The following is a 20,905-nucleotide window of genomic DNA, read 5'->3' as shown; positions in this document are numbered from 1 at the left end:
ATTGTATATGACTGAAATAAAATGTCAATAATTACATTTTTATTTTTGAAATTTTGTTTCATTTATCAGAAATTAAAAAACATCCTTCGTTTCCAAGGATGTTTTTTGGATTCAAGGTTATCTACGCAATTTCACTGCTTCATTTCTTGCCTCATAATACCGATCCACTACTTTCTCTCCAATTCGATTAAACACGCTTACATAAAGGGCATCCACAATATCAAGTTGTGCCATCCTTGAAGAAATGGTTCCTATCCGAAAATCTTGTTCGACAACCGGTGTACAAAGCCGAATATCTGCTTTCTTATAAAGAGGAGATTTATCCATATTGGTTATAGCGATCACTGTTGCGCCTTTTCTTTTGGCAAATTGAGCTAATTCAAGGACATCCTTCGTTTTCCCCGACATACTGATCGCCACAAAAACATCCCGTTCATCTAAATAAGGAATAAGAGAAAGCAAGTAGTGAAAATCATGAGCCATGATCGATTGAAATCCCAGTTTTGTAAATTTGTACTGAGCATCAAAAGCAGCCGTTGCTGAGCCGCCGACACCGTAAAAAACGAGTTTTCTTGCCTTTTGCATCACATCTACTGCTTTGTCTAATTCTCTCCGATCCAACGATGTCAGTACGGATTCAATCGCTAACTTGTTCACATACGTCACTTTTTGAAATAAATCATAAGGTAAATCTTTTTTCTGTAAAATGGAGAAATCAGAAATATTCGTTTCAGATAATGTTAAATGTTTGACTAGCTCCATCTTAAACGTTTTAAAACTCGTCATACCAATGGATTTGCAAAACCTCACTACACTTGATTCACTGACTCCCGTTTTCTCCGATAAATCTTTCGTCGTCATATGTGGAACCAATTCAGGATGCTCTAAAATATACTCACCTATTTTCCGCTCTGCATCCGTAAGTTTACGCCATTCTTTCTTAATTCTCTCGAGTAACGAATTCACATGATTTCCCCCATTATGCAACTACTTTGTTTCACTATAAAATGAATTTGAAAAAGGAGTCAACTGATAAAGGAATCGTAAGTATCGTTTCTATCCTTTAAACACAAATATTTTTCTTATACGGCATGTCTGAACATTGCGATCCAAAAAATATCATTTATGATTACTCCGAACTAGTTTGTAGTTGTTGTTCGGCAAGTTCTCTGTAGAGCGGATGGGTTTGCAGCAATTCTCTATGTGTGCCGATCCCGGTGATAACCCCTTTCTCTAATACAACCATTTGGTCTGCGTCGATAACCGTTGAGAGACGATGGGCAATAACAATGGTTGTTCTTCCCTCCATCAGCCGCTGCAAGGCCTTTTGAACAAGAACTTCCGATGAACTGTCTAAGTTCGAGGTCGCTTCATCCAGAAGAAGGATTTTAGGATCGCGTATAAGAGCGCGTGCAATGGCGATTCTCTGCCGCTGTCCACCTGATAATTTGATTCCCCGTTCCCCCACTTCAGTCCAATATCCTTTTGGAAGCCGATCGATAAATTCCGCTGCGTTTGCCAGTTTAGCCGCTTGTATGATTTCTTGATCGGAAACGTCTCTACTTAGTCCATAACAAATATTGTCTCGTATCGTTCCTGACATCATCGGGCTTTCTTGTGAGACATAACTGATATTGCGGCGCCACGAATGTAAGTGAAATTCTTCAATATTGGTTTTCCCTAGCAATATTTCTCCTTCGTCGGGGGTGTAAAATCGCTCTAACAAAGCAAACAAAGTCGTTTTTCCACCGCCGCTAGGACCAACGATCGCTGTTGTTTTTCCTGAAGGAATAGTGAGTGTTATTTGTTTGAGTACAGGCTCTCCCTTTTTATAAGAAAAGGAAACATTTCGAAAATGTATGTCTTGATCGTAATTTTGTACTGCCGGCAATCTGTCGATCGGTTCTTTCTCAAAGGACAAAATGCTTTGGATTCGTTCTGTTGCGCCCATCGCTTTTTGAAATGAGGTGAAAAATACAGCCATCTGGCTAAAAGGAACAACGATTTGAACCATATAAATAATGATGGCGACAAGCGAGCCGGATGAAAGCGTGCCCGAGGCTACACGAACGCCGCCATAGCCGATTAATAGAACTAAAACAAGCATCATCACAAATGTCATAAAAGGGGAAATGACAGACTGTATTCTCGCTTCTTTTAGACCGAATTGAAATAAATGATGAATCCTTTGTTCCCCGTTTTTTTGTTCCTCTTTCTCTGCACTGTAAGCTTTGACAAGACGAATATCGGACAAAACTCTGCCAAGATGAGCGGAAAAACCGGCCATTTCATCCTGGGTGGCTTTTGAAATTTTGTACATTTTTTGTCCAAGCGGCCAAAGGAGAAGAAGCGAAACCGGAACTGCCGTCACCATCATAAGGGTCATTTTCCAGTCGATAATAAGGAGAATACAGACTGCCCCTCCCACCGAAATGAATCCGGTCAGAAACGTCACGAAATGTTGGGTGATCAGCATTTTCACCGTATTGGTGTCTTGAGTAATTCGACTCATCGTTTCTCCTGATTCGTGATTGTCGAAAAAAGGAACAGGCAGTAATAAAACCTGATTCCAAAGCTTTTTACGAATCGCCGCCACCACATATTCTCCAATATAGGTAAGGAAGTAGTAAGAAAAACCGGAAGTGATCGTTTGAACGATAAATGAAGCAGCAAGTAAAAGAATGATGGATGGCTTTAACGCGGATTCAGAAATCTGGTCAACAAGAGATTTAGTAAACCACGGTACTATGAGTCCAACCGCTGTCTCGATCAAACTGAGAGCTACAGCCAAAAACAAAATCCATTTGGGAGGATCCGTGCTCCGGATTAACTGCCAAAAAGTTTTCCAATTGTCCATTTGTATTTGGCGATTTTTCTCCACTCCAATCAACTCCTTCTATCGCTAAATATTTCAACAACGTTGCAATCGATTCCTCTCTTCTTGGAAAAGCAACATTAAGCACTTTACAATACGATCCAACAGAGAAGATAAACAACTAATCCTGTTTCAGATCAAGGATACGCTTATACAGGATTTGCTGGCGGGAACACTGCGATAAAACAAACTCAAACATTGAAAAACAACCGTAAACGAAGTTCGTCTTCACTAGGAATCTCTTATATTTTGAAGAGCATAAAAAAATTCCCTGCATAGCATAACAAATAATAGTTATCTGCTATAAGGGAATTTATTTCTTTCTTATTTTTTATAGTTATTTATATCGTTTCAGAAAACTTTTTTCTTAAAAGCATTTTTGTTGAGTAGTATTTTCTACCATTCGGTGTCATAATATGCAATGTTTTTATTTCTTCAGTTTGTTTGTGATTGTCTGTTATTCGAAAATCGACAAAAGCACCGCTTAAATTTTCCGTCACAGCTACAATTTGATACCCTTTTTCTAATAATGTATCAATCTCTCTTTTTTCATCCCTGAATAATTCAGAATCAAACATCTCGAACACCTCCTGTTTAACAGGTAAGACCAACTGTAGCTTTTAATCAATACGTTTTTTATATCTTTGCTTGAGATACCGTCGGCGTTATTTCCTGGTTGAATTTTCTGCGTTTTAAATATTTACCGCTTCCTAATGTGCCTACAAATTGCTTATCTTTAATAATAAAATGACCGCGACAAAGCACCGAAATCGGTTCTCCTACAATTTTCATATCCTCAAACGCACTATAATCAACGTTCATATGATGGGTATTAGCGGAAATCGAGCGTTTTGCATTAGGATCAAAAATGACAATATCCGCATCACTTCCTACAGCGATCGTGCCTTTTTGAGGGAATATTCCAAATAATTTAGCGGCTTGAGTGGAAACAATATCAACAAATTGATTTAATGTCAAAATACCTTTTTTCACGCCTTCAGAAAATAAAATACTGAATCGATCCTCAATAAAGGGTCCGCCATTTGGAATCTTCGAAAAATCATGGCGACCAAGTTGTTTTTTCCCATTAAAATTAAAAGAGCAATGGTCAGAACCCACTGTTTGCAACACGCCTGACTTTAATGCATTCCATAAAACATCTTGATTCCATTTTTCACGAAGAGGCGGCGACCAAATGTATTTTGCCCCTTGGAAATCCGGTTTCTCTAAATAAGATTGATCAAGAACCAAATATTGCGGGCACGTTTCTCCCCATACTTTATATCCTTTAGCGCGTGCTTCAGCAATTTGTTTGACTGCTTCCAGGCATGTAACATGGACCACATACAATTGTGAATCGGCGATTTTAGCCAATTCAATGGCTCGGTGAGTTGCTTCTCCCTCAACTTCAGGCGGCCTGGTTAGAGCATGGTAGATAGGTTCAGTGTGTCCTTCCGACAAGGCTTGATTAACAAGTTCATCAATAACTGTTCCGTTTTCACAATGAACCATCACTAATGCTCCTGCTTCTTTAGCTATTTGAAAAGTTCGAAACAACGTCCGATCATCTGCTTGGAATTCCTTGGCATATGCCATAAAAATTTTTATAGAAGAGATTCCTTCACTTTCAAGCACTTCAGGCAATTCTTGAACGACTTGTTCATCTAAATTGGATAGCATTAAGTGAAATCCATAGTCAATGGCCGCTTTTCCTTTCGCCTTTTCATGCCATCTTTGAACGGCTTTTTTCAAAGTGTCATCTTCCGTTGAAAGACAAAAATCAAGAATCGTAGTGGTTCCGCCGAACGCGGCAGCAATCGTTCCCGTTTCCCAATCATCATCAGTCACCGTGTTATTAAACGGCATATCCAAATGTGTATGTGGATCTACGCCCCCAGGAAATACGTATGCGCCTTCTGCATCGATTACTTCTGCACCATCGGCAAGCAAGTCAGAACCTATTTGAACAATTTTTTCTCCTTCAATGAGAATATCCGCTTGATACGTATCAACAGCCGTTACAATAGTTCCATTTTTAATTAATTTTTTCATCTTTTTCCCTCCATATCTTTTAACTAATCATCTTTTGATTGGATAAGAAACGGTCAATTAATTTCTGCCGTTCATTCCATGTGAGAGGGATTGGACTTGGTTTTTCCACCATATCAATAGCCCCCTCTGCCGGGCAAACGATGGAGCAAAGATTACAACCGACACAATCTTCCTCTCTTACCTTTAAGATGTTTTCACCATTTTCATCTGATAGCATTTCAATACATTGATGTGAAGCGTCTTCGCAGGCAATGTAACATTTATTGCAATGAATGCATGATTCATTATTAATGTGGGCAACTACTTTATAATTGAGATCCAGATCGCCCCAATCTGTGTACTTCGGTACAGATTGGCCGATAAGATCCATAACTGAATGTAAGCCTTTTTCTTCAAGATAGTTATTCATCCCATCAATCATGTCTTCCACTATACTAAATCCATGCTGCATGACAGCTGTACATACCTGTATATTTGTCGCTCCCATCAACATAAATTCCGCTGCGTCTTTCCAAGTAGATATGCCTCCGATCCCCGAAATGGGTACAGAAATATCCGGATGACGCGCACATTCAGCCACCATATTTAATGCAATAGGTTTAACAGCCGGACCGCAATAACCGCCGTGCGTTCCTTTTCCCGCTACATTCGGAATCGTGTTCCATGTATTCAAATCAACCCCCATCAAACTATTAATAGTGTTTATCAAGCTGATGGCATCAGCGCCGCCTTGAACAGCAGCATAGGCCGTTGCTGTAATATCCGTAATATTGGGGGTCAATTTCACTATCACGGGGGTTTGAGCTACTTCTTTTACCCAATACGTTTGTTTTTCAACCAATTCAGGGACTTGCCCCGAGGCAGCTCCCATCCCTCTTTCTGCCATGCCATGCGGACAGCCAAAATTTAATTCAAGTCCGTCAACGCCAACGTCTTCCACCCTTTTTACAATCTCATGCCACTTTTCTTGATTTGGTTCTACCATTAAAGAAGCAACGATCACATGTTTAGGAAACTTCTTTTTTGTTTCATAAATTTCTTTTAAGTTGACTTCCAACGGTCTGTCAGTGATTAATTCAATGTTATTAAAGCCCGCCATCACTTGACCGTTATAATTGAATGCAGCAAAACGTGAAGAAACATTCAGAATCGGATCGCCCAACGTTTTCCAAACGACTCCGCCCCAACCTGATTCAAAAGCCCTCTGAACTTGATATCCTGAATTGGTTGGCGGCGCGGATGCCAACCAAAAAGGATTCATTGATTGAATTCCGGCAAAATGAATTCGTAAATCTGCCAATTCGTTTTCCCCCTTTTTTACAAGCTGCTTTGTATGTGCCTATGAATGGCGCGTGCTGCTTTTTTTCCTTGTTCAACGGCACTGACAACCATTGCATCACCTTGTCCCTTCCCAAAAACGACATCCCCGGCGGCAAATAATTTTTTATTAGAGGTTTGATGGGTTACGGGATCAATTTTGACGATGCCTTGATCATGTTCTAAACCAAGTTCTTCAATCAATTTTTTATGACGGGTTTGACCAATGGCTTTCACGACAATATCTACATCCATCGAAAAATCGGAATTTTCAATTATTTCAACGGAACGTCTTCCCGAATGATCAAGTTCTCCTAATTTCGTTCGAGAACATTTCAATTTCCCCACATTTCCGTTCCCGTCGTCAATGATCTCTGTCGGTTGGGTCAACCATCTAAACTCCACTCCTTCTTGCTTGGCAAATTCATACTCACTGGCATAAGCCGTCATCTCAGATTCACTTCTTCGATAAACGATCTTTACATTAGATGCTCCCATACGTTTTAAACAAGTAGCCGCATCGATAGCTGTATTTCCCGCTCCAATCACTGCTGCACGCTTTCCAATAAAACGATCAGTGATATCACCATCTTTAATTTCTTCAATTAATTGAATCGCATCATACACTCCATGCAGCTCTTCTCCCGGGATGCCGAGCATCGGAACCTTTCCCATTCCAATAGCCAGCAATACTGCATCATAATCTTCCTTCACCTCGTTTACCATAATATCTTCACCAAAAATTGTATTAGTCAGAATTTCTACCCCCAGCTGTTTTACTTGTTCTACCTCCCAAAGTGAAATTTCTTGCGGCAATCGAAACGGCACGATACCATAAGTGTTCAAGCCCCCGGCTTTTTCTTTTGCCTCAAAAATCGTTACTTCGTATCCTAATCGGGCAAGTTCCCTGGCACCAGACAATCCCGCCGGACCGCTTCCGATGATGGCCACTTTCTTACCATTAGGATTTCCTTTTTTAAAAAGCGGTTGATGATGATGGATTGCCCAATTCGTTGCATGCCTTTGCAACTGCCCAATCATAACAGGAACTGAAATATCATTTAAAACGCAAGCTCCTTCGCATAATTCCTCTGTCGGGCAGACCCTTGCACACGTCGCTCCCAATGGATTAGCATCTAATATAACACGAGCAGACCCTTTTAAATTTTCAGAAGCGATCTTTTTGATAAAAGCAGGAATGTTAATACCAGTCGGACAGGCCTTCGTACATGGGGCATCGTAACAATATAAACATCGGTTTGCTTCATCAACCGCTTCTTTAGGACTTAAATCTTTTTTTACTTCTTGAAAATTCAATGGCAAATCATCCAACGTCACTGAAGATTGCATTCGAACACCCCTTTTATCTGGTTTTTTAAATCCTTTCCTAACTTTCATAATATCTGATAATCTATTGTTACCTTGACCTCATTCTCTGTCACTTAATTTAGCTCATTCACCGCAGCTGATTGATTCTGACTTGTTTCATCGTTGTTCATAAAAAGGGTTATTTCCTCATACTCTTTTAATGATAGAAGACTTTTATCGTCGCGCATAAGATAACTGTAAACCGCCATTGCCACGAGCAAACCTATCGTCCAAGCATTGCTCCATAGGAAAGACAAACTCGGAATAACTAAACCTGCCAGCGGAATCACAATTCCAATGATTAAAGCGTAAATGCCGTTTTTATTCACTCCTGAAGAATAACTATAACGTCCATTCACTTGATATAATTCTCTCAACGCCAAACGGCGTCGACGAACAATCCAATAATCTGCGATGGCAATACCGTCGATAGGTCCGAGAAGAGCGCCGTATCCTCCAAGAAAACCAAAAATCAAGTTTTGAAAATTCGACATGAGATACCATGGCTGCATCGCTATAGCAAATAAACCGGTCAGTATAGCACCAATGGAAAATGTAATTCTCCTTGGCCACAAGTTTTCTGCAGCTCGGGCAGGAGCGACAAGATTTGCCCCTACATTTACGGTTATGGATGAAATAACAATGACAATGGCTCCAAGGAAAACAATGAATGTCGGAAATTTTGCTAATAATTCAACGGGTTCCCAAATAGCCTTTCCAAAAATCACAACGGTTGCGGATGTGACAAATATCCCAATAAAAGAAAATACCGTCATAGTTATGGGTAGAGCCAAGCTTTGTGCAACCATCATCGATTTTTGTTGTCGGGCATAACGAGCAAAATCAGGAATATTTAGGGCTAAGGTTGCCCAAAAAGCTATAACACCCGTTAAAGCAGGGAAGAAAGTGGACAAAAATTCTCCAAGAGAATGAAATTTACTTGGTGCTGTTAAAATCGGCCCCCAACCATGAATATGGGTCATTGCCCAAATGAATAAGATGATGGAAGAAAGACCGACAATCGGACTTGCAATGATCGTTAGCCATTTGATCGCTTCAGGCCCTTTCACTCCTATGCCAACATTCAGCGCCCAAAAAATCATAAATACAATCGCTGTATGAAAAGGAAAATTCACCCATCCCGAAAAAACACGGGCAAAAAGAGCGTCTATACTTGTTGTGCCAATCCATGTGTTAATTCCAAACCAACCAGCCGCAACAATGGCACGTGCCAAGGTGGGGATGTGAGTTCCTTTGGAACCAAACCATAATCTGGCAAACACCGGATATGGGATACCGAATTTTGCTCCAGCATGTGCATTTAATAAAATGGGAATCAAGACGATACAATTCCCAAGAAAAATAGTGAGCAATGCCTGCCACCAGTTCATTCCCAGCGAAATCATGCCACTGGCCATTGTATAAGAAGGAATGATAAGGCACATCCCCATCCACAAAGTAGCAAAATTCATGCCCGACCATGAATGTTCTTCTTTCGTTGTCGGCCTTAAGTCTTCATTCCATAAGTTGCTCCCTTTTATACTATCCATTGCTTCATTGGTTAAAGTGACTATGCCATTTTCTTCTATTTGCGATTTCATAGACTTCACCCTTTAATCAATTTATGATGATCAATAAATTGTTTTTTGAATAAACGTAATATTCAGATTTAAAAATCAACACTCAATGATTTATACATATTTTTCAACGGTACGAATCAATAATCCAAAATGGAAAGAACCGTATCCAAAGCGACATTCACTCCATTCGCACATTCTTCATAAGATGTAAACTCTTCTTCACAATGGCTCTTTCCATTGACGCTTGGTACAAATATCATAGCTGTAGGCAGATAACTGGCAATAAATTGGGCATCATGCCCCGCTCCGCTGTACATTCTTTTACTTGAATAACCGAGCGATTGAGCTGATTTTTCCAGTCGATCACATAGTTTTTGATCGAACACTACCGTATCACGCCCCCATAGTTTTCTTGCGGATATAGCGCAGCCTTTTAGCGATTTCGGTAAATCTTGAATGGCTTCTTCAACTTGATGGATGACTTTCGGATCTTTGTGTCTTGCTTCAAGCGTAAAAATAGTTTTATTCGGAATCACCGTGTGTATATTGGGAAGAACGTTCATTCTTCCCACCGTGTACACTAAATCACTGTCTAATTGATTTAGTTTTTTACGCAAATCAGTCATAATATCCGTTGCTGTAAAGAGGGCATCTTTTCTCATGTTCATTGGTGTTGTGCCGGCATGATCTGATTCACCGGTTACTTCCATTTCATAATTCACCATTCCAACTACACCTTCTACGATGCCAATCTTCACATTTTCACTTTCTAATACCGGCCCTTGTTCAATATGCATTTCTAAAAAAGCGGTAGCTTCCTTCAAACGATTTTCAATATCACCTTTATATCCACTAGCAGCTAAGGCTTCACCAAATGTGATCCCGTCAGTATCTCGGCTCTTCATCATTTCCGTTTTCTCAAACTTCCCGGAAAGTACACCTGAAGACATCATGGCCGGTTCAAATCTTGCTCCTTCTTCATTTGTAAAATTGACAATCGTAAATGGAATCTTTGGTTGAATATGATGATCATGAAGCGTACGAGCAATTTCTAATGCAGCAACCACGCCAAGAACACCGTCAAACCTTCCGCCTTTCGTTACCGAATCTAAATGTGAACCCATCACAAGAGGAGGTTTGTCTTCAACACCTGCCATCGTTGCATAAATGTTAGCCATATCATCCATTTTTACTGTCATTCCTATTTCTTTACAACACGAAACAAAATAATCTCTAGCCGCTATATCTTCCTTTGAAAGAGATAATCGTGTGACCCCATTATTTTTTGTACGACCAAATTCCGCAAACGTTTCTAACGTCTTTTTCAATCTGTCCGAATGAATTAAGATCTTTTGTTGTTGCATTTGGCAGTCCTCCTTATTTACAATTTCAAATTGTCGTATTGATCGCCTTATTTTATCTATTTCCTTATTCCTTCATTGAAGAAATAGCCAGCCTAAAATCATTTAAAGAAAATTACGATAATTCAAACCAAGAAAACTTCCATTCTGCTGAATTAATGTCATATTTCATCACACAATTTTTTTAGTTTTTTTCCGCAAAGCATTATACATTTCTTTTAAACTTTCTTTCGTCATCAAAACTGGATTATTCATCATATTAGGAAAAAAACTATGAGATACAAGTTTATCTAAATCTCCTTCTGTCAACACCCCTATTTCTTCCAATGTCATTCTTAACCCCATTTCCTTTTTCATTTCGTCTATTCGATCCGCCAAGTCTTCCGAATCTTTGAAACCCAGCCTCCTACTGAACGCTTGAAGACGTTCCGATTCGAACCCAAGCCGGCTATTGATTTTCCAAAAGGAAGGAAGAGTAAAAGCACAAGCCTCGCCATGAGGAATATGAAACTCTTGTGTCAGTGGATAAGAACATGCATGCGCAGCAGCCGTTTGTGTCATATTAAATGCCAGACCTGCCGTAACGGAAGCTTCACTCATTTTTGCTCTTGCCTCCATATTTTCAGGCTCATGATAGGCGGTTAATAAATATTTGAAAACAATCGACGCTGCTCTTTCCGCCGCCATATCGGTGAAAGGCTGATGCTTTTTTCCGTAGTATGCCTCCAGTGAATGGGCCAGGACATCCAGACCGCTCGATGCAGTCACATCGGGCGGACAAGTGACCGTTAGTTCAGGATCTATTAACGCATAGGCCGGATAGAAATAATCGCTTGAGAGAGGAGCCTTCACATTTCTTTCCGTGTCTGTCAGCACTGAAACAGATGTCACTTCACTCGCCGTTCCAGCCGTTGTCGGTACAGCGATTAAAGGAATTCCAGGCTTCGTCACTGAACGTTCACGAGATAAAAAGTCAGCAGAACTATAGGGCGTTTCGGCCACAAAACAAGCAACCTTTGCACAGTCTAAAATGCTCCCTCCTCCTAAAGCCACGGCAAAATCACATTTGTATTCGCGAATGATGCGGGCGCAGGCATCCGTGTTATACACAGTCGGGTTTGTTTGAATATCCGAAAATATCGTTACAATACGCCCCTCCGCTTGATCCATAATTTTTTGTGCCGTACCGTTGCGAACCATCGACGGGGCACTAATTAATATCCCGCGCTTCCTATTTAATCGTTTTATGATTTGTGGTAATAAGTTTATTTTGCCTGGGCCAAAATCAATCGGTACTGGTTGTTTATAAAAAAATTTTTCCATTCCGTGAATTCCTTTCATTTATTTAGTTACCAATGTTCCAGCAGAGAATAAATGCTCCTTTTCAAACTTGGTCAATGCTTCTTCGAAAAGATCCATCGCCTCATTTATCTGTTGTTCTGTAATGATTAATGGAGGTGCAATGATCACACTGGATTCATGCGAGTACGTATAAAATCCCTTTTCATTCAATAAATGAATGAATGTTTTCATTAATCCCGCTTCATCTTTTCCATAATCCATCCCATACGATATAATCGGTTCCTTTGTCTTTTTGTCTCTAACAAGTTCAACGGCTGCGAATAAACCGATATGACGAACATCACCAACTGAGTTAAACGCTCTTAGTTTTTCCAATCTTGCTCCTAGCACTTCACCTACTTCAGAAGCATTTTCAATGAGACCTTCTTCTTTATAAATATCAAGCGTTGCACACCCGATTTGGGTTGAAACGGTATGTCCGCTGTATGTTAAACCTGTCATTAATACATGGTCATCGAAAAACTCCGCCACTTTTCGGCTGACAATCACACCGCCAAGCGGGCTATAACCACTTGTTACCCCTTTAGCAAACGTCATCATATCTGGTTGGAAGTTAAAATGATCGACCGCGAACATTTTTCCCGTTCTTCCAAATCCCGACATCACTTCATCACAAACCATAAGAATTCCGTAGCGGTCACATAATTCACGCACCCCTTCAAGATATCCTTTTGGCGGAATGAGAACACCATTGCTGCCCGGAATGGGTTCAAGAAATACAGCAGCAATGGATTCCGGTCCTTCATATAGCATTTGATTGTGCAACCGATCAAGGTAAAACTTTGCTGCCGCTTCTTCATTTTCAAAATTAATAGACTCCCGGTACAAATAAGGTGTATCAAATTTAATAAAACCCGGCATCCCAGGTTCAACAGCAAATCGACGATTTTCACCGGTTAAATTGCCGGCGCCGAATGTGGCACCGTGGTACGAACGATACCTTGAAAAAATTTTATAACGTCCTGTGACCATCCTTGCGATTTTAATAGCATGATCATTTGAATCTGCTCCACCGTTTGCAAAAAATACTTTCGCCATGTTGTCCGGCGCAACTTCAATAATTTTGCGAGCGAGTTCTGATTTTGATGGTGTCGCAAATGATGGTGCAGCGATAGGAATTTCATCCATATGCTTAAATTCTTCCAACAATTTAGGATGCTGATGTCCAACATTCAAGTAAACGAGTTGTGAACACATATCATAGTATTTTCGGTTTTCATCATCCCAGAAAAAAATGCCTTCAGCTTTCGTGATGACTTTCGGATGAATATTCTTTTGTTTGGACCATGAATGCAAGACATACTGTTGATCTTCTTTTTTTGTTTGAATCACATCCATCGTTTTCATTTGATTCGCAACTCCATTCAATGTTATTAATTCTTACATATAAAGAATACATTATTTATCATTCGGAAAACAATGAATATTCAAACAAAATAAATTGTGCATTTGCACATATGACAAGGAGAATATTATCTCAAAATATCTTCAATCATAAACGCGAGTAATAAATTCGTTTTTGTATAAGAGTGTGATAAATCCACATCTAATATTGACTCTATTTTTTTCATTTTATAAAGCACCGTGTTGCGATGAATGAACTCTCTTCGACTGATATTGGTCGTCTGGCCGTCCTCTTCAAGAAATACACGAAGAAAATGTACATAATCCGTTTTATGCAGCTTGTCATAACGATAAAGAAGACCTAACATATCTTGATGAAACATCTCAATCATGTTGCGATCTTTCACGGCCATAATAATTTTATAAGCGCCAATATCTTTGTACTTACAAATGAATGGGGCAGAATGACGCCGGGCAAGATGAATAACCTTTTTGGCTTCAAAATAACTTTTAGGAATATCGAAAATATTTCTATAAAAATTCCCCATCCCAACTAACAGTTTTACATTCGCTTCTTGTTTGTTAATCATCATTTGTATATGTTCTACCGTTTTGATAAAAGGAACTTCCGGTGTACGAACTTTTGAACGATCTACAAGATAGATCATTTCATCTTGATAAATAATCGAAAGAAAATTTTCATATCTATTTGTAAAGGCATGTTCAATAATTTGAACGAAAGAAGAAGATTTATTAGAGCGTTGGGATGGTGTACATACGATGATTCCGAAATCGGCATCTTCTTTAAATCCGAGTTGGGCCAGTTCTTTCGCCACTGTTCCTTCATGAATATCATGGTTAAATAACAGATCCGAAAGAAGTTGTTCAGCTTTCGTTTGTTTGTGTTGTTCCGAAATTAAAAATTGAACGGTCATTTTTATAAAATCGGCAACACGATATTCCCAAGGCATTTGAAAAACAGGAAACTGATATTTTTCAGCAAAATGCAAAACTTCTTCAGGAATATCGGGGATATATGGCCCCGTATTTAACACAATGCCAACAGCCTTGCGCCGATAGGCAGATCGAACCATTTCCACCACTTTCTCCGGATTATTTTCCATATTAATTCCGGTTGTCACGATTAGTTCATTTGGTCTGAAAAAATCCACCCAATCTACACTTTCCGTTACGTTTACTCCTGTGATCATACGATCCATCCCTTTTTCTCCGGCAACCAACTTAAGCATTTGAAAATCAGGTAAATTGACCATTTTTTTTAAAGTCACCACATTCGTTCAAACTCCTTTCATTTCAAAGTAAAAAATCAGTCAATCATACTGATTCCCCAATGTAAAATGCTTATAAATGGATCTTCCATGCGTAAAACAGACAACCATTTTTTATGATTTAATTGTTAAATAATATAACAAGAATGACATGTTGGGAAAGTAAAAATTCCCAAATGTGACGAATTCATAAAACTGCTGAATGTTGAAAACCTTCTTATGACAGCGTTAAAAGAGGGATGGATGAGGTTTCTACATGTGTAGCCCATTAGTATGTATGTATATTTGTTTTGAGGCGACGGGATAAAAGGAATACTCATGATTTGCTTCGATGGTTGTCAAAGCTATTACTGCCTAAAATTCCATTCTGTTTGGATTCTTCATTATCTAGTATGAAAGTGATTTTGAAGGGCATTTGTGAAATTCGAAAATTCTCTTAAACTTAAAATACTGTTTCACAAAAAACTACTCTATTCTCAATGGTAGAATGGAAAAATCTTCGCTGATCTGCCGCAGTTAAAAAGTGGACCTTAAAAGACGATCAAATTTTTCCATAGAAAAATCCCCTCATAGCAAACAGATTTTTCTGCTATGAGGGGACTCTCTTCATATATGAAAACAAAGTTTCTTTTTCAAAATTACTTGCTTATCCATTCTGTATGGAAAATGCCTTCTTTGTCCACTCTTTCATAAGTGTGAGCGCCGAAGTAGTCCCTTTGCGCCTGAATTAAGTTGGCAGGCAATGTTTCTGTCCGATAGCTGTCATAGTAAGCCAAAGCAGCAGAAAAAGCAGGAACAGGGATTCCTTGAAGGACAGCCAACGAAACGACTTCACGCAAAGAAGACTGATATTTTTCGACGATCTCTTTGAAATAAGGATCTAATAGCAAATTCGTTAAGTTTGGATCTCGATCATATGCTTCTTTAATTTTTTGCAAAAATTGCGCGCGAATGATGCAGCCGCCACGGAAAATCATGGCGATGTCACCATAGCGAAGATTCCAATTGTATTCTTCCGAAGCTGCTCTCATTTGTGCAAATCCTTGGGCGTAAGAACAGATTTTGCTCATATAAAGCGCTCTGCGGATCGATTCGATCAGTTTGCTGCGATCCCCTTCGAATCCTTTTGTTTCCGGCCCTTTTAAAAGCTTGCTTGCTTTTACTCTTTCCTCTTTCAACGCAGAAATAAAGCGGGCAAAAACCGACTCGGTAATAAGCGGGAGCGGAATTCCCAAGTCGAGCGCGCTCTGACTGGTCCATTTTCCTGTTCCTTTTTGACCCGCTTTGTCCAAAATCACATCTACCAGCGGTTTTCCGGTTTCTTCATCTTTTTTCGTAAAAATGTCAGCAGTAATTTCAATCAAATAGCTGTCCAGCTCACCTTTATTCCATTCGGCAAAAACTTGATGCAGTTCATCAGCATTTAAACCAAGCAAATTCTTCAGTAAAAAGTATGCTTCTGAAATCAGCTGCATATCGCCGTATTCGATGCCATTATGAACCATTTTTCACGTAATGGCCGGCACCGTCTGGACCAATATATGTACAACATGGATCGCCATTCACTTTAGCCGAAATATCCTTTAAAATGGGCGAAACAAGATCATATGCTTCTTTTTGTCCACCGGGCATAATGGAAGGACCGGTCAATGCTCCTTCTTCTCCTCCGGACACCCCAGTGCCGATAAAATGAATGCCTAATTCACTCAACTCTTTATTACGGCGCTGTGTATCTTTGAAGAAAGTGTTTCCTCCATCAATCAAAATATCGCCCGGTTCGAGATGCGGTTTTAATTGTTCAATCGTTGCATCCGTCGGAGCTCCAGCTTTGACCATCAACAAAATTTTCCGCGGTTTTTCCAAGGAATCAATAAATTCTTCAATACTATATGTTCCGACAATATTTTTTCCTTTTGCTTCTTCTAATAAGGCATCTGTTTTTTCTCTTGAACGATTATAAACCGAAACAGAGTACCCTTTGCTTTCAATATTGAGTGCTAAATTTTTCCCCATAACAGCTAATCCGATTACACCAATTTGTTGTTTTGCCATCATTTCTTACGCCCCTTCTGCACTATATTTAAAGCTGTTATCGCTATTTTACTGTATCAATTTTCGACGTGGGTTGCAAATGATTGAATCAGACCATCGTCTTTCCTATATAACGGAAAAACGTTCAAATAGAGACCATGATTTCTTCTGACAATCTTCCCGATGGTGAAAGAATCGCCTTTCTCACTATTCATTCCAAATCGGGATGTTTTAAAAAAGAAAAACGCCACTTTTTCATTTGTTAAGAACGCGGGAACCCTTTTTGAATGATTTGGCTGCCAAATTTTTCTTTCAGTTTTTCCATCGTTTCCAACAGAGGCTCTATTTTGGCTTCTTTTTGGTACGTAAATAAATCCAGCTGCTTGTAAGCCTCTTCTTTTTCCACTAAATCTTGTGCTGTGATGCCAAGCAAACGAACAGGGGTGCCATTCCAATGTTCTAAAACCAACGCCCGAGAAATCCGCTGAATGTCTCCCACTGAATCCGTCGGACTGTCCAATTTCTTGCTTCTCGTGATCGTATGTCTGTTTCGAAAGCGAATCATAACCGAAAGATGGGTCGTGAGCAGTCCCCGCTCCTTAAGACGAGATGAGACTTTTTCAGCCAGCTTGTGAGTCACCTCGGACAATTCCTCTTCACTTTCCGCATCTTGAGGCAAAGTCATTGAATTTCCAATGCTTTTGCGCTCATTTACTGACTCCGGATCCACTTTTCGATCATCTCGACCATTTGCCCGCTCGCGAAGACGCACCCCGATGATGCCTAGAAGAGATCTCAGCTGGATATCGTTCGCTTTTGCCAAATCGCCAATCGTCTGAATGCCAATCGTTCGTAATTTCGCAGCCGTCTTCTCCCCCACTCCGTGCATCTCCTCAACAGGAAGCGGCCATAATCGAACAGGCACATCTCTTTTGCGCAATATTGTGATGCCCATCGGCTTTTTCATATTGGAAGCCATTTTCGCTAAAAATTTGTTGGGAGCAATCCCTATGCTGGAAGGTAAGTCCAATTCGTTTTGAAGTCTTTTTTGGATGTCTTCGGCGATTTCAATCGGCGTTCCCCATTCATAGCTTTCTGTAATATCCATATACCCTTCATCGATGGAAACAGGCTCTACCAGATGAGTGTATTCACGCAAAATGTTAAATATCGCCTGAGATAAGGTCCGATACCGATCAAAATTCGGCGGTTTCACAATCAGTTCCGGGCAGCGTTTTTTCGCTTCCCATATTGGCATAGTCGTTTTTACTCCGAACTTTCTAGCTTCATAGCTGCATGTGACGACAATCCCTTTTCGTTGCTTAGGATCACCTGCAATCGCTAATGGTTTACCCTTTAAGGATGGATCGTAGGTCATTTCAACCGAAGCATAGAAGCTATTCATATCGACATGTAAAATCACTCGACCGTTTTTAGGGTAATACCGCTTCACCTCCGTCCACCTCCATTCATTCTGTAATTTATTATACCAATTGTCAGCTTGAAGAAAACAATGGAGCGCTCCTCCAATGAATGAAAGCAACTAAAAGATTTCCTTCCTTCTCCTGCTTACCATCAAGGGATTTTCCGTTCCTTTTCAACATATCCCCTACTATTTTTTTACTATTCAGAATAATATAAAGTAGAAAAGTACAAAAAAGAACGGGATAATAGTTTACCGCCTATACTTGTTCATCTCAGCTTACCGCCATGGTAAGGCAGTTTGAAGCAAAAAACTTTTCATTTTTTCAACCTTGATTGTCCGTACGATCCAGGCAGATACGAGCCCGTTTCTTTCGTTCCGCAGTTTATTAGCCGGAAAGAAGCCGGCTTTTTCATTTATAACGTATGAAAGGAGTGATAACGATGGTTGGGGCGTTAGACGGTGTAAAAGTTCTCGACTTGACAAGAGTGCTTGCAGGACCATTATGTACGATGATTTTAGGCGATTTAGGCGCGGAAGTGATTAAAGTAGAAGCCCCCGGCGGAAGCGATGAAACAAGAAAATGGGGGCCTCCGTTTCAAAACGGTGTAAGCGCATACTATTTATGCGCCAATCGAAATAAAAAAAGCCTAACTGTCAATTTAAAAGATCCAAGAGGAAAAAAGATCATTTATCAACTAGTGGAAAAAAGCGATGTTGTCATTCATAACTTTAAAACAGGCACAATGGACCGGCTCGGTTTGGGATATGAGGAGTTGTCCCGATGCAATCCGAAACTTATCTACTGCTCCATTACCGGATTTGGCGAGACAGGTCCTTATAAAGATCTGCCAGGATATGATTTTATCATTCAAGGAATGAGTGGGCTTATGTCAATTACCGGTGACGAACATACGCCTCCCTTCAAAACCGGAGTAGCCATTACGGATATTTTAACCGGGCTGTACGCCTGTATTGGCATTCAAGCAGCATTGTTAGAAAAGGACCGTTCAGGAAGGGGGCAAAAGATCGATCTTTCTTTATATGACTGCGCTGTCAGCTCACTAGTCAACGTTGCCAGCAATTATCTCATGACTAAAAAGGTGCCGCCCAAAATGGGAAACCGCCATCCTAATATCGTACCTTATCAAACATTTCGCACAGCTGATGGAGAAATGGTCATTGCGGTAGGGAACGATCGGCAGTTTCAAGATTTATGCAGCGTGTTGGAAATGCGGGAACTTCCCAGCGATCCGCGTTTTTCCACAAACCCGGAGCGGGTGAAGCACCGAACAGAGCTTATCCCAATTTTAGAGAAACGGTTTCAAATGAAATCAACCGCCTACTGGATTGAAGCTTGTCAACAGAAAAAAATACCGTGCGGACCTATTCAAAAATTAGATGAAATGGTTTGTGACCCTTAGCTGACAGTACGAGAAATGTTTCTTTCCATGGAACATCCAACAGCAGGGACTATTCAAGTCGTTGGCAGTCCTTTAAAACTTTCGAAAACACCCGTAAAACAAAATCAATATCCTCCTTTGCCCGGGGAACACAACGAACTCATTTTGAGCCATTTAGGCTATTCTGATGCAGAGATTGAAGATTTGAAAACGAATCAAATTATTTAAAGGAGCGATGAGCCCATGAACTTTGAATTTTCGGAAGAGCAACAACTATTAAGAAAAACCGTGCGCCAGTTCGTGGATAAAGAGATCATGCCGTATATCGGCGAATGGGATGCAAACCATCATTTTGAAACAAACATCATTAAAAAATTGGCTGAACTCGGCTTGATGGGTGTCTGTATTCCCGAAGAGTATGGTGGAAGCGGAATGGATTACAACTCGCTTGCGATTGTGTGCGAAGAACTAGAAAGAGGAGATACAGCATTTCGGACAGCCGTGTCGGTCCATACCGGACTGAATAGCCTGACTCTTCTTCAATGGGGCAACGAATATCAAAAACAAACTTATCTTGTTCCTCAAGCGAAAGGTGAAAAAATCGGCGCCTTTGGATTAACTGAGCCTGGAGCAGGATCTGATGTAGCCGCTTTAGGCACGACAGCGACTCGAGACGGCGACGACTATATTTTAAACGGACAAAAAACTTGGATTTCCTTGTGCGACGTGGCGGATCATTTTCTTGTATTCGCCTATACAGACAAAAGCAAAAAACATAAAGGGATTTCCGCCTTTATTGTTGAACGGACCATGCCCGGATTTTCTTCCAAAGCGATTAAAGGAAAATTGGGAATTCGAGCCGGAAATACGGGAGAACTGTTTTTTGACAACGTCCGGGTTCCAAAAGAAAACTTGCTTGGCGAAGAAGGTGAAGGATTTAAAATCGCTATGTCGGCTCTTGACAACGGTCGATTTACTGTCGCAGCCGGAGCCTGCGGCCTCATCATGGCCTGCCTGGAAGCAAGCGTCAAATATTGCCACGAACGCAAGACATTTGGAAAAGAAATCGGCCGCCATCAGCTCGTTCAACAAATGATCGCCAACATGGAAGCAGGACTGCAAATAAGTCGGCTTCTTGTCTATCGAGCAGGCGAATTGAAAAACAAAGGCCGACGCAATACACGCGAAACCTCCTTAGCCAAATGGCAAGCCTGTGATTTTGCCAACAAAGCGGCGGATGACGCGGTGCAAATTCATGGCGCATACGGATATTCCAATGAATATCCCGTGGAACGATATTTAAGAAATTCCAAAGCACCGGTTATTTACGAAGGAACGAGGGAGATTCATACGATCATGCAAGCAGAATACGCTCTCGGCTACCGACAGGATAAACCGCTCCATAAAATGCTCCCCGCATGGCCGTTCACAGAGGATTCCGTTTCAAGCTGAATGAATAAAGATTCACCTATTCTTTCAAGAGCTTGTAACGCCATGCAT

At 40.4% G+C, this 20,905-nt stretch carries 13 protein-coding genes and 2 pseudogenes; 2 read left to right on the top strand and 13 right to left on the bottom strand.

Going from position 1 to position 20,905, the window contains the following annotated elements:
- Nucleotides 1-117: 117 nt before the first annotated feature.
- From N1I87_RS06515 to N1I87_RS06455, 13 genes and pseudogenes are all read right to left on the bottom strand, one after another.
- Complete coding sequence (locus tag N1I87_RS06515) at nucleotides 118-966, bottom strand: MurR/RpiR family transcriptional regulator (RefSeq protein WP_341101087.1); 849 nt, start codon at nucleotides 964-966, stop codon at nucleotides 118-120.
- Nucleotides 967-1,129: 163 nt separating this feature from the next.
- The gene (locus N1I87_RS06510; protein WP_445285711.1) at nucleotides 1,130-2,857 is read right to left on the bottom strand and encodes an ABC transporter ATP-binding protein; all 1,728 of its coding nucleotides are present in this window, start codon (nucleotides 2,855-2,857) and stop codon (nucleotides 1,130-1,132) included.
- 359 nt (nucleotides 2,858-3,216) lie between these two features.
- Entirely contained in the window at nucleotides 3,217-3,453 is a 237-nt protein-coding gene (locus N1I87_RS06505) for a hypothetical protein (RefSeq protein ID WP_048623636.1), read from the bottom strand.
- A gap of 58 nt (nucleotides 3,454-3,511) precedes the next feature.
- The gene (gene hydA / locus N1I87_RS06500) at nucleotides 3,512-4,927 is read right to left on the bottom strand and encodes a dihydropyrimidinase (protein WP_048623637.1); all 1,416 of its coding nucleotides are present in this window, start codon (nucleotides 4,925-4,927) and stop codon (nucleotides 3,512-3,514) included.
- A gap of 19 nt (nucleotides 4,928-4,946) precedes the next feature.
- A complete protein-coding gene (gene preA / locus N1I87_RS06495) occupies nucleotides 4,947-6,227 on the bottom strand; it encodes an NAD-dependent dihydropyrimidine dehydrogenase subunit PreA (RefSeq protein WP_048623638.1) in 1,281 nt (426 codons plus the stop codon).
- Between the two features lie 17 nt (nucleotides 6,228-6,244).
- A complete protein-coding gene (locus tag N1I87_RS06490; protein WP_340395939.1) occupies nucleotides 6,245-7,594 on the bottom strand; it encodes an NAD(P)-dependent oxidoreductase in 1,350 nt (449 codons plus the stop codon).
- A gap of 92 nt (nucleotides 7,595-7,686) precedes the next feature.
- Complete coding sequence (locus N1I87_RS06485) at nucleotides 7,687-9,213, bottom strand: NCS1 family nucleobase:cation symporter-1 (RefSeq protein WP_048623640.1); 1,527 nt, start codon at nucleotides 9,211-9,213, stop codon at nucleotides 7,687-7,689.
- A gap of 116 nt (nucleotides 9,214-9,329) precedes the next feature.
- Entirely contained in the window at nucleotides 9,330-10,556 is a 1,227-nt protein-coding gene (locus N1I87_RS06480) for a Zn-dependent hydrolase (protein ID WP_048623641.1), read from the bottom strand.
- Between the two features lie 168 nt (nucleotides 10,557-10,724).
- Nucleotides 10,725-11,876, bottom strand: coding sequence for an iron-containing alcohol dehydrogenase family protein (locus N1I87_RS06475; RefSeq protein ID WP_048624489.1), 1,152 nt, complete (start codon nucleotides 11,874-11,876; stop codon nucleotides 10,725-10,727).
- Nucleotides 11,877-11,894: 18 nt separating this feature from the next.
- Nucleotides 11,895-13,262 carry an aminotransferase class III-fold pyridoxal phosphate-dependent enzyme gene (locus tag N1I87_RS06470; RefSeq protein ID WP_048623642.1) on the bottom strand — a complete coding sequence of 456 codons (1,368 nt, stop codon included), beginning with the start codon at nucleotides 13,260-13,262 and terminating at the stop codon, nucleotides 11,895-11,897.
- A 125-nt stretch (nucleotides 13,263-13,387) separates the two neighbouring features.
- Nucleotides 13,388-14,551 carry a PucR family transcriptional regulator gene (locus tag N1I87_RS06465; RefSeq protein WP_327797009.1) on the bottom strand — a complete coding sequence of 388 codons (1,164 nt, stop codon included), beginning with the start codon at nucleotides 14,549-14,551 and terminating at the stop codon, nucleotides 13,388-13,390.
- Nucleotides 14,552-15,186: 635 nt separating this feature from the next.
- Nucleotides 15,187-16,600: pseudogene (gene gndA, locus N1I87_RS06460) on the bottom strand (NADP-dependent phosphogluconate dehydrogenase).
- A gap of 241 nt (nucleotides 16,601-16,841) precedes the next feature.
- On the bottom strand, nucleotides 16,842-18,032 hold the full coding sequence (locus tag N1I87_RS06455) for a DNA polymerase IV (protein WP_341101083.1): 1,191 nt from the start codon (nucleotides 18,030-18,032) through the stop codon (nucleotides 16,842-16,844).
- Nucleotides 18,033-18,445: 413 nt separating this feature from the next.
- Between N1I87_RS06455 and N1I87_RS06450 the strand changes: the two are divergent.
- Both N1I87_RS06450 and N1I87_RS06445 read left to right on the top strand, forming a co-directional pair.
- Nucleotides 18,446-19,633 (top strand): annotated as a pseudogene (locus N1I87_RS06450) (CaiB/BaiF CoA transferase family protein).
- Nucleotides 19,634-19,648: 15 nt separating this feature from the next.
- A complete protein-coding gene (locus N1I87_RS06445; protein ID WP_327824017.1) occupies nucleotides 19,649-20,857 on the top strand; it encodes an acyl-CoA dehydrogenase family protein in 1,209 nt (402 codons plus the stop codon).
- Nucleotides 20,858-20,905: the final 48 nt, after the last annotated feature.

The sequence above is a fragment of the Bacillus sp. FSL W8-0102 genome (assembly GCF_038007225.1).
In the GTDB taxonomy this organism is placed as follows: Bacteria; Bacillota; Bacilli; order Bacillales; family DSM-4216; genus Bacillus_O; species Bacillus_O smithii.
The sequence above is the reverse complement of the archived record's forward strand: the minus strand, read 5'-3'. Positions and strand labels throughout refer to the sequence as shown.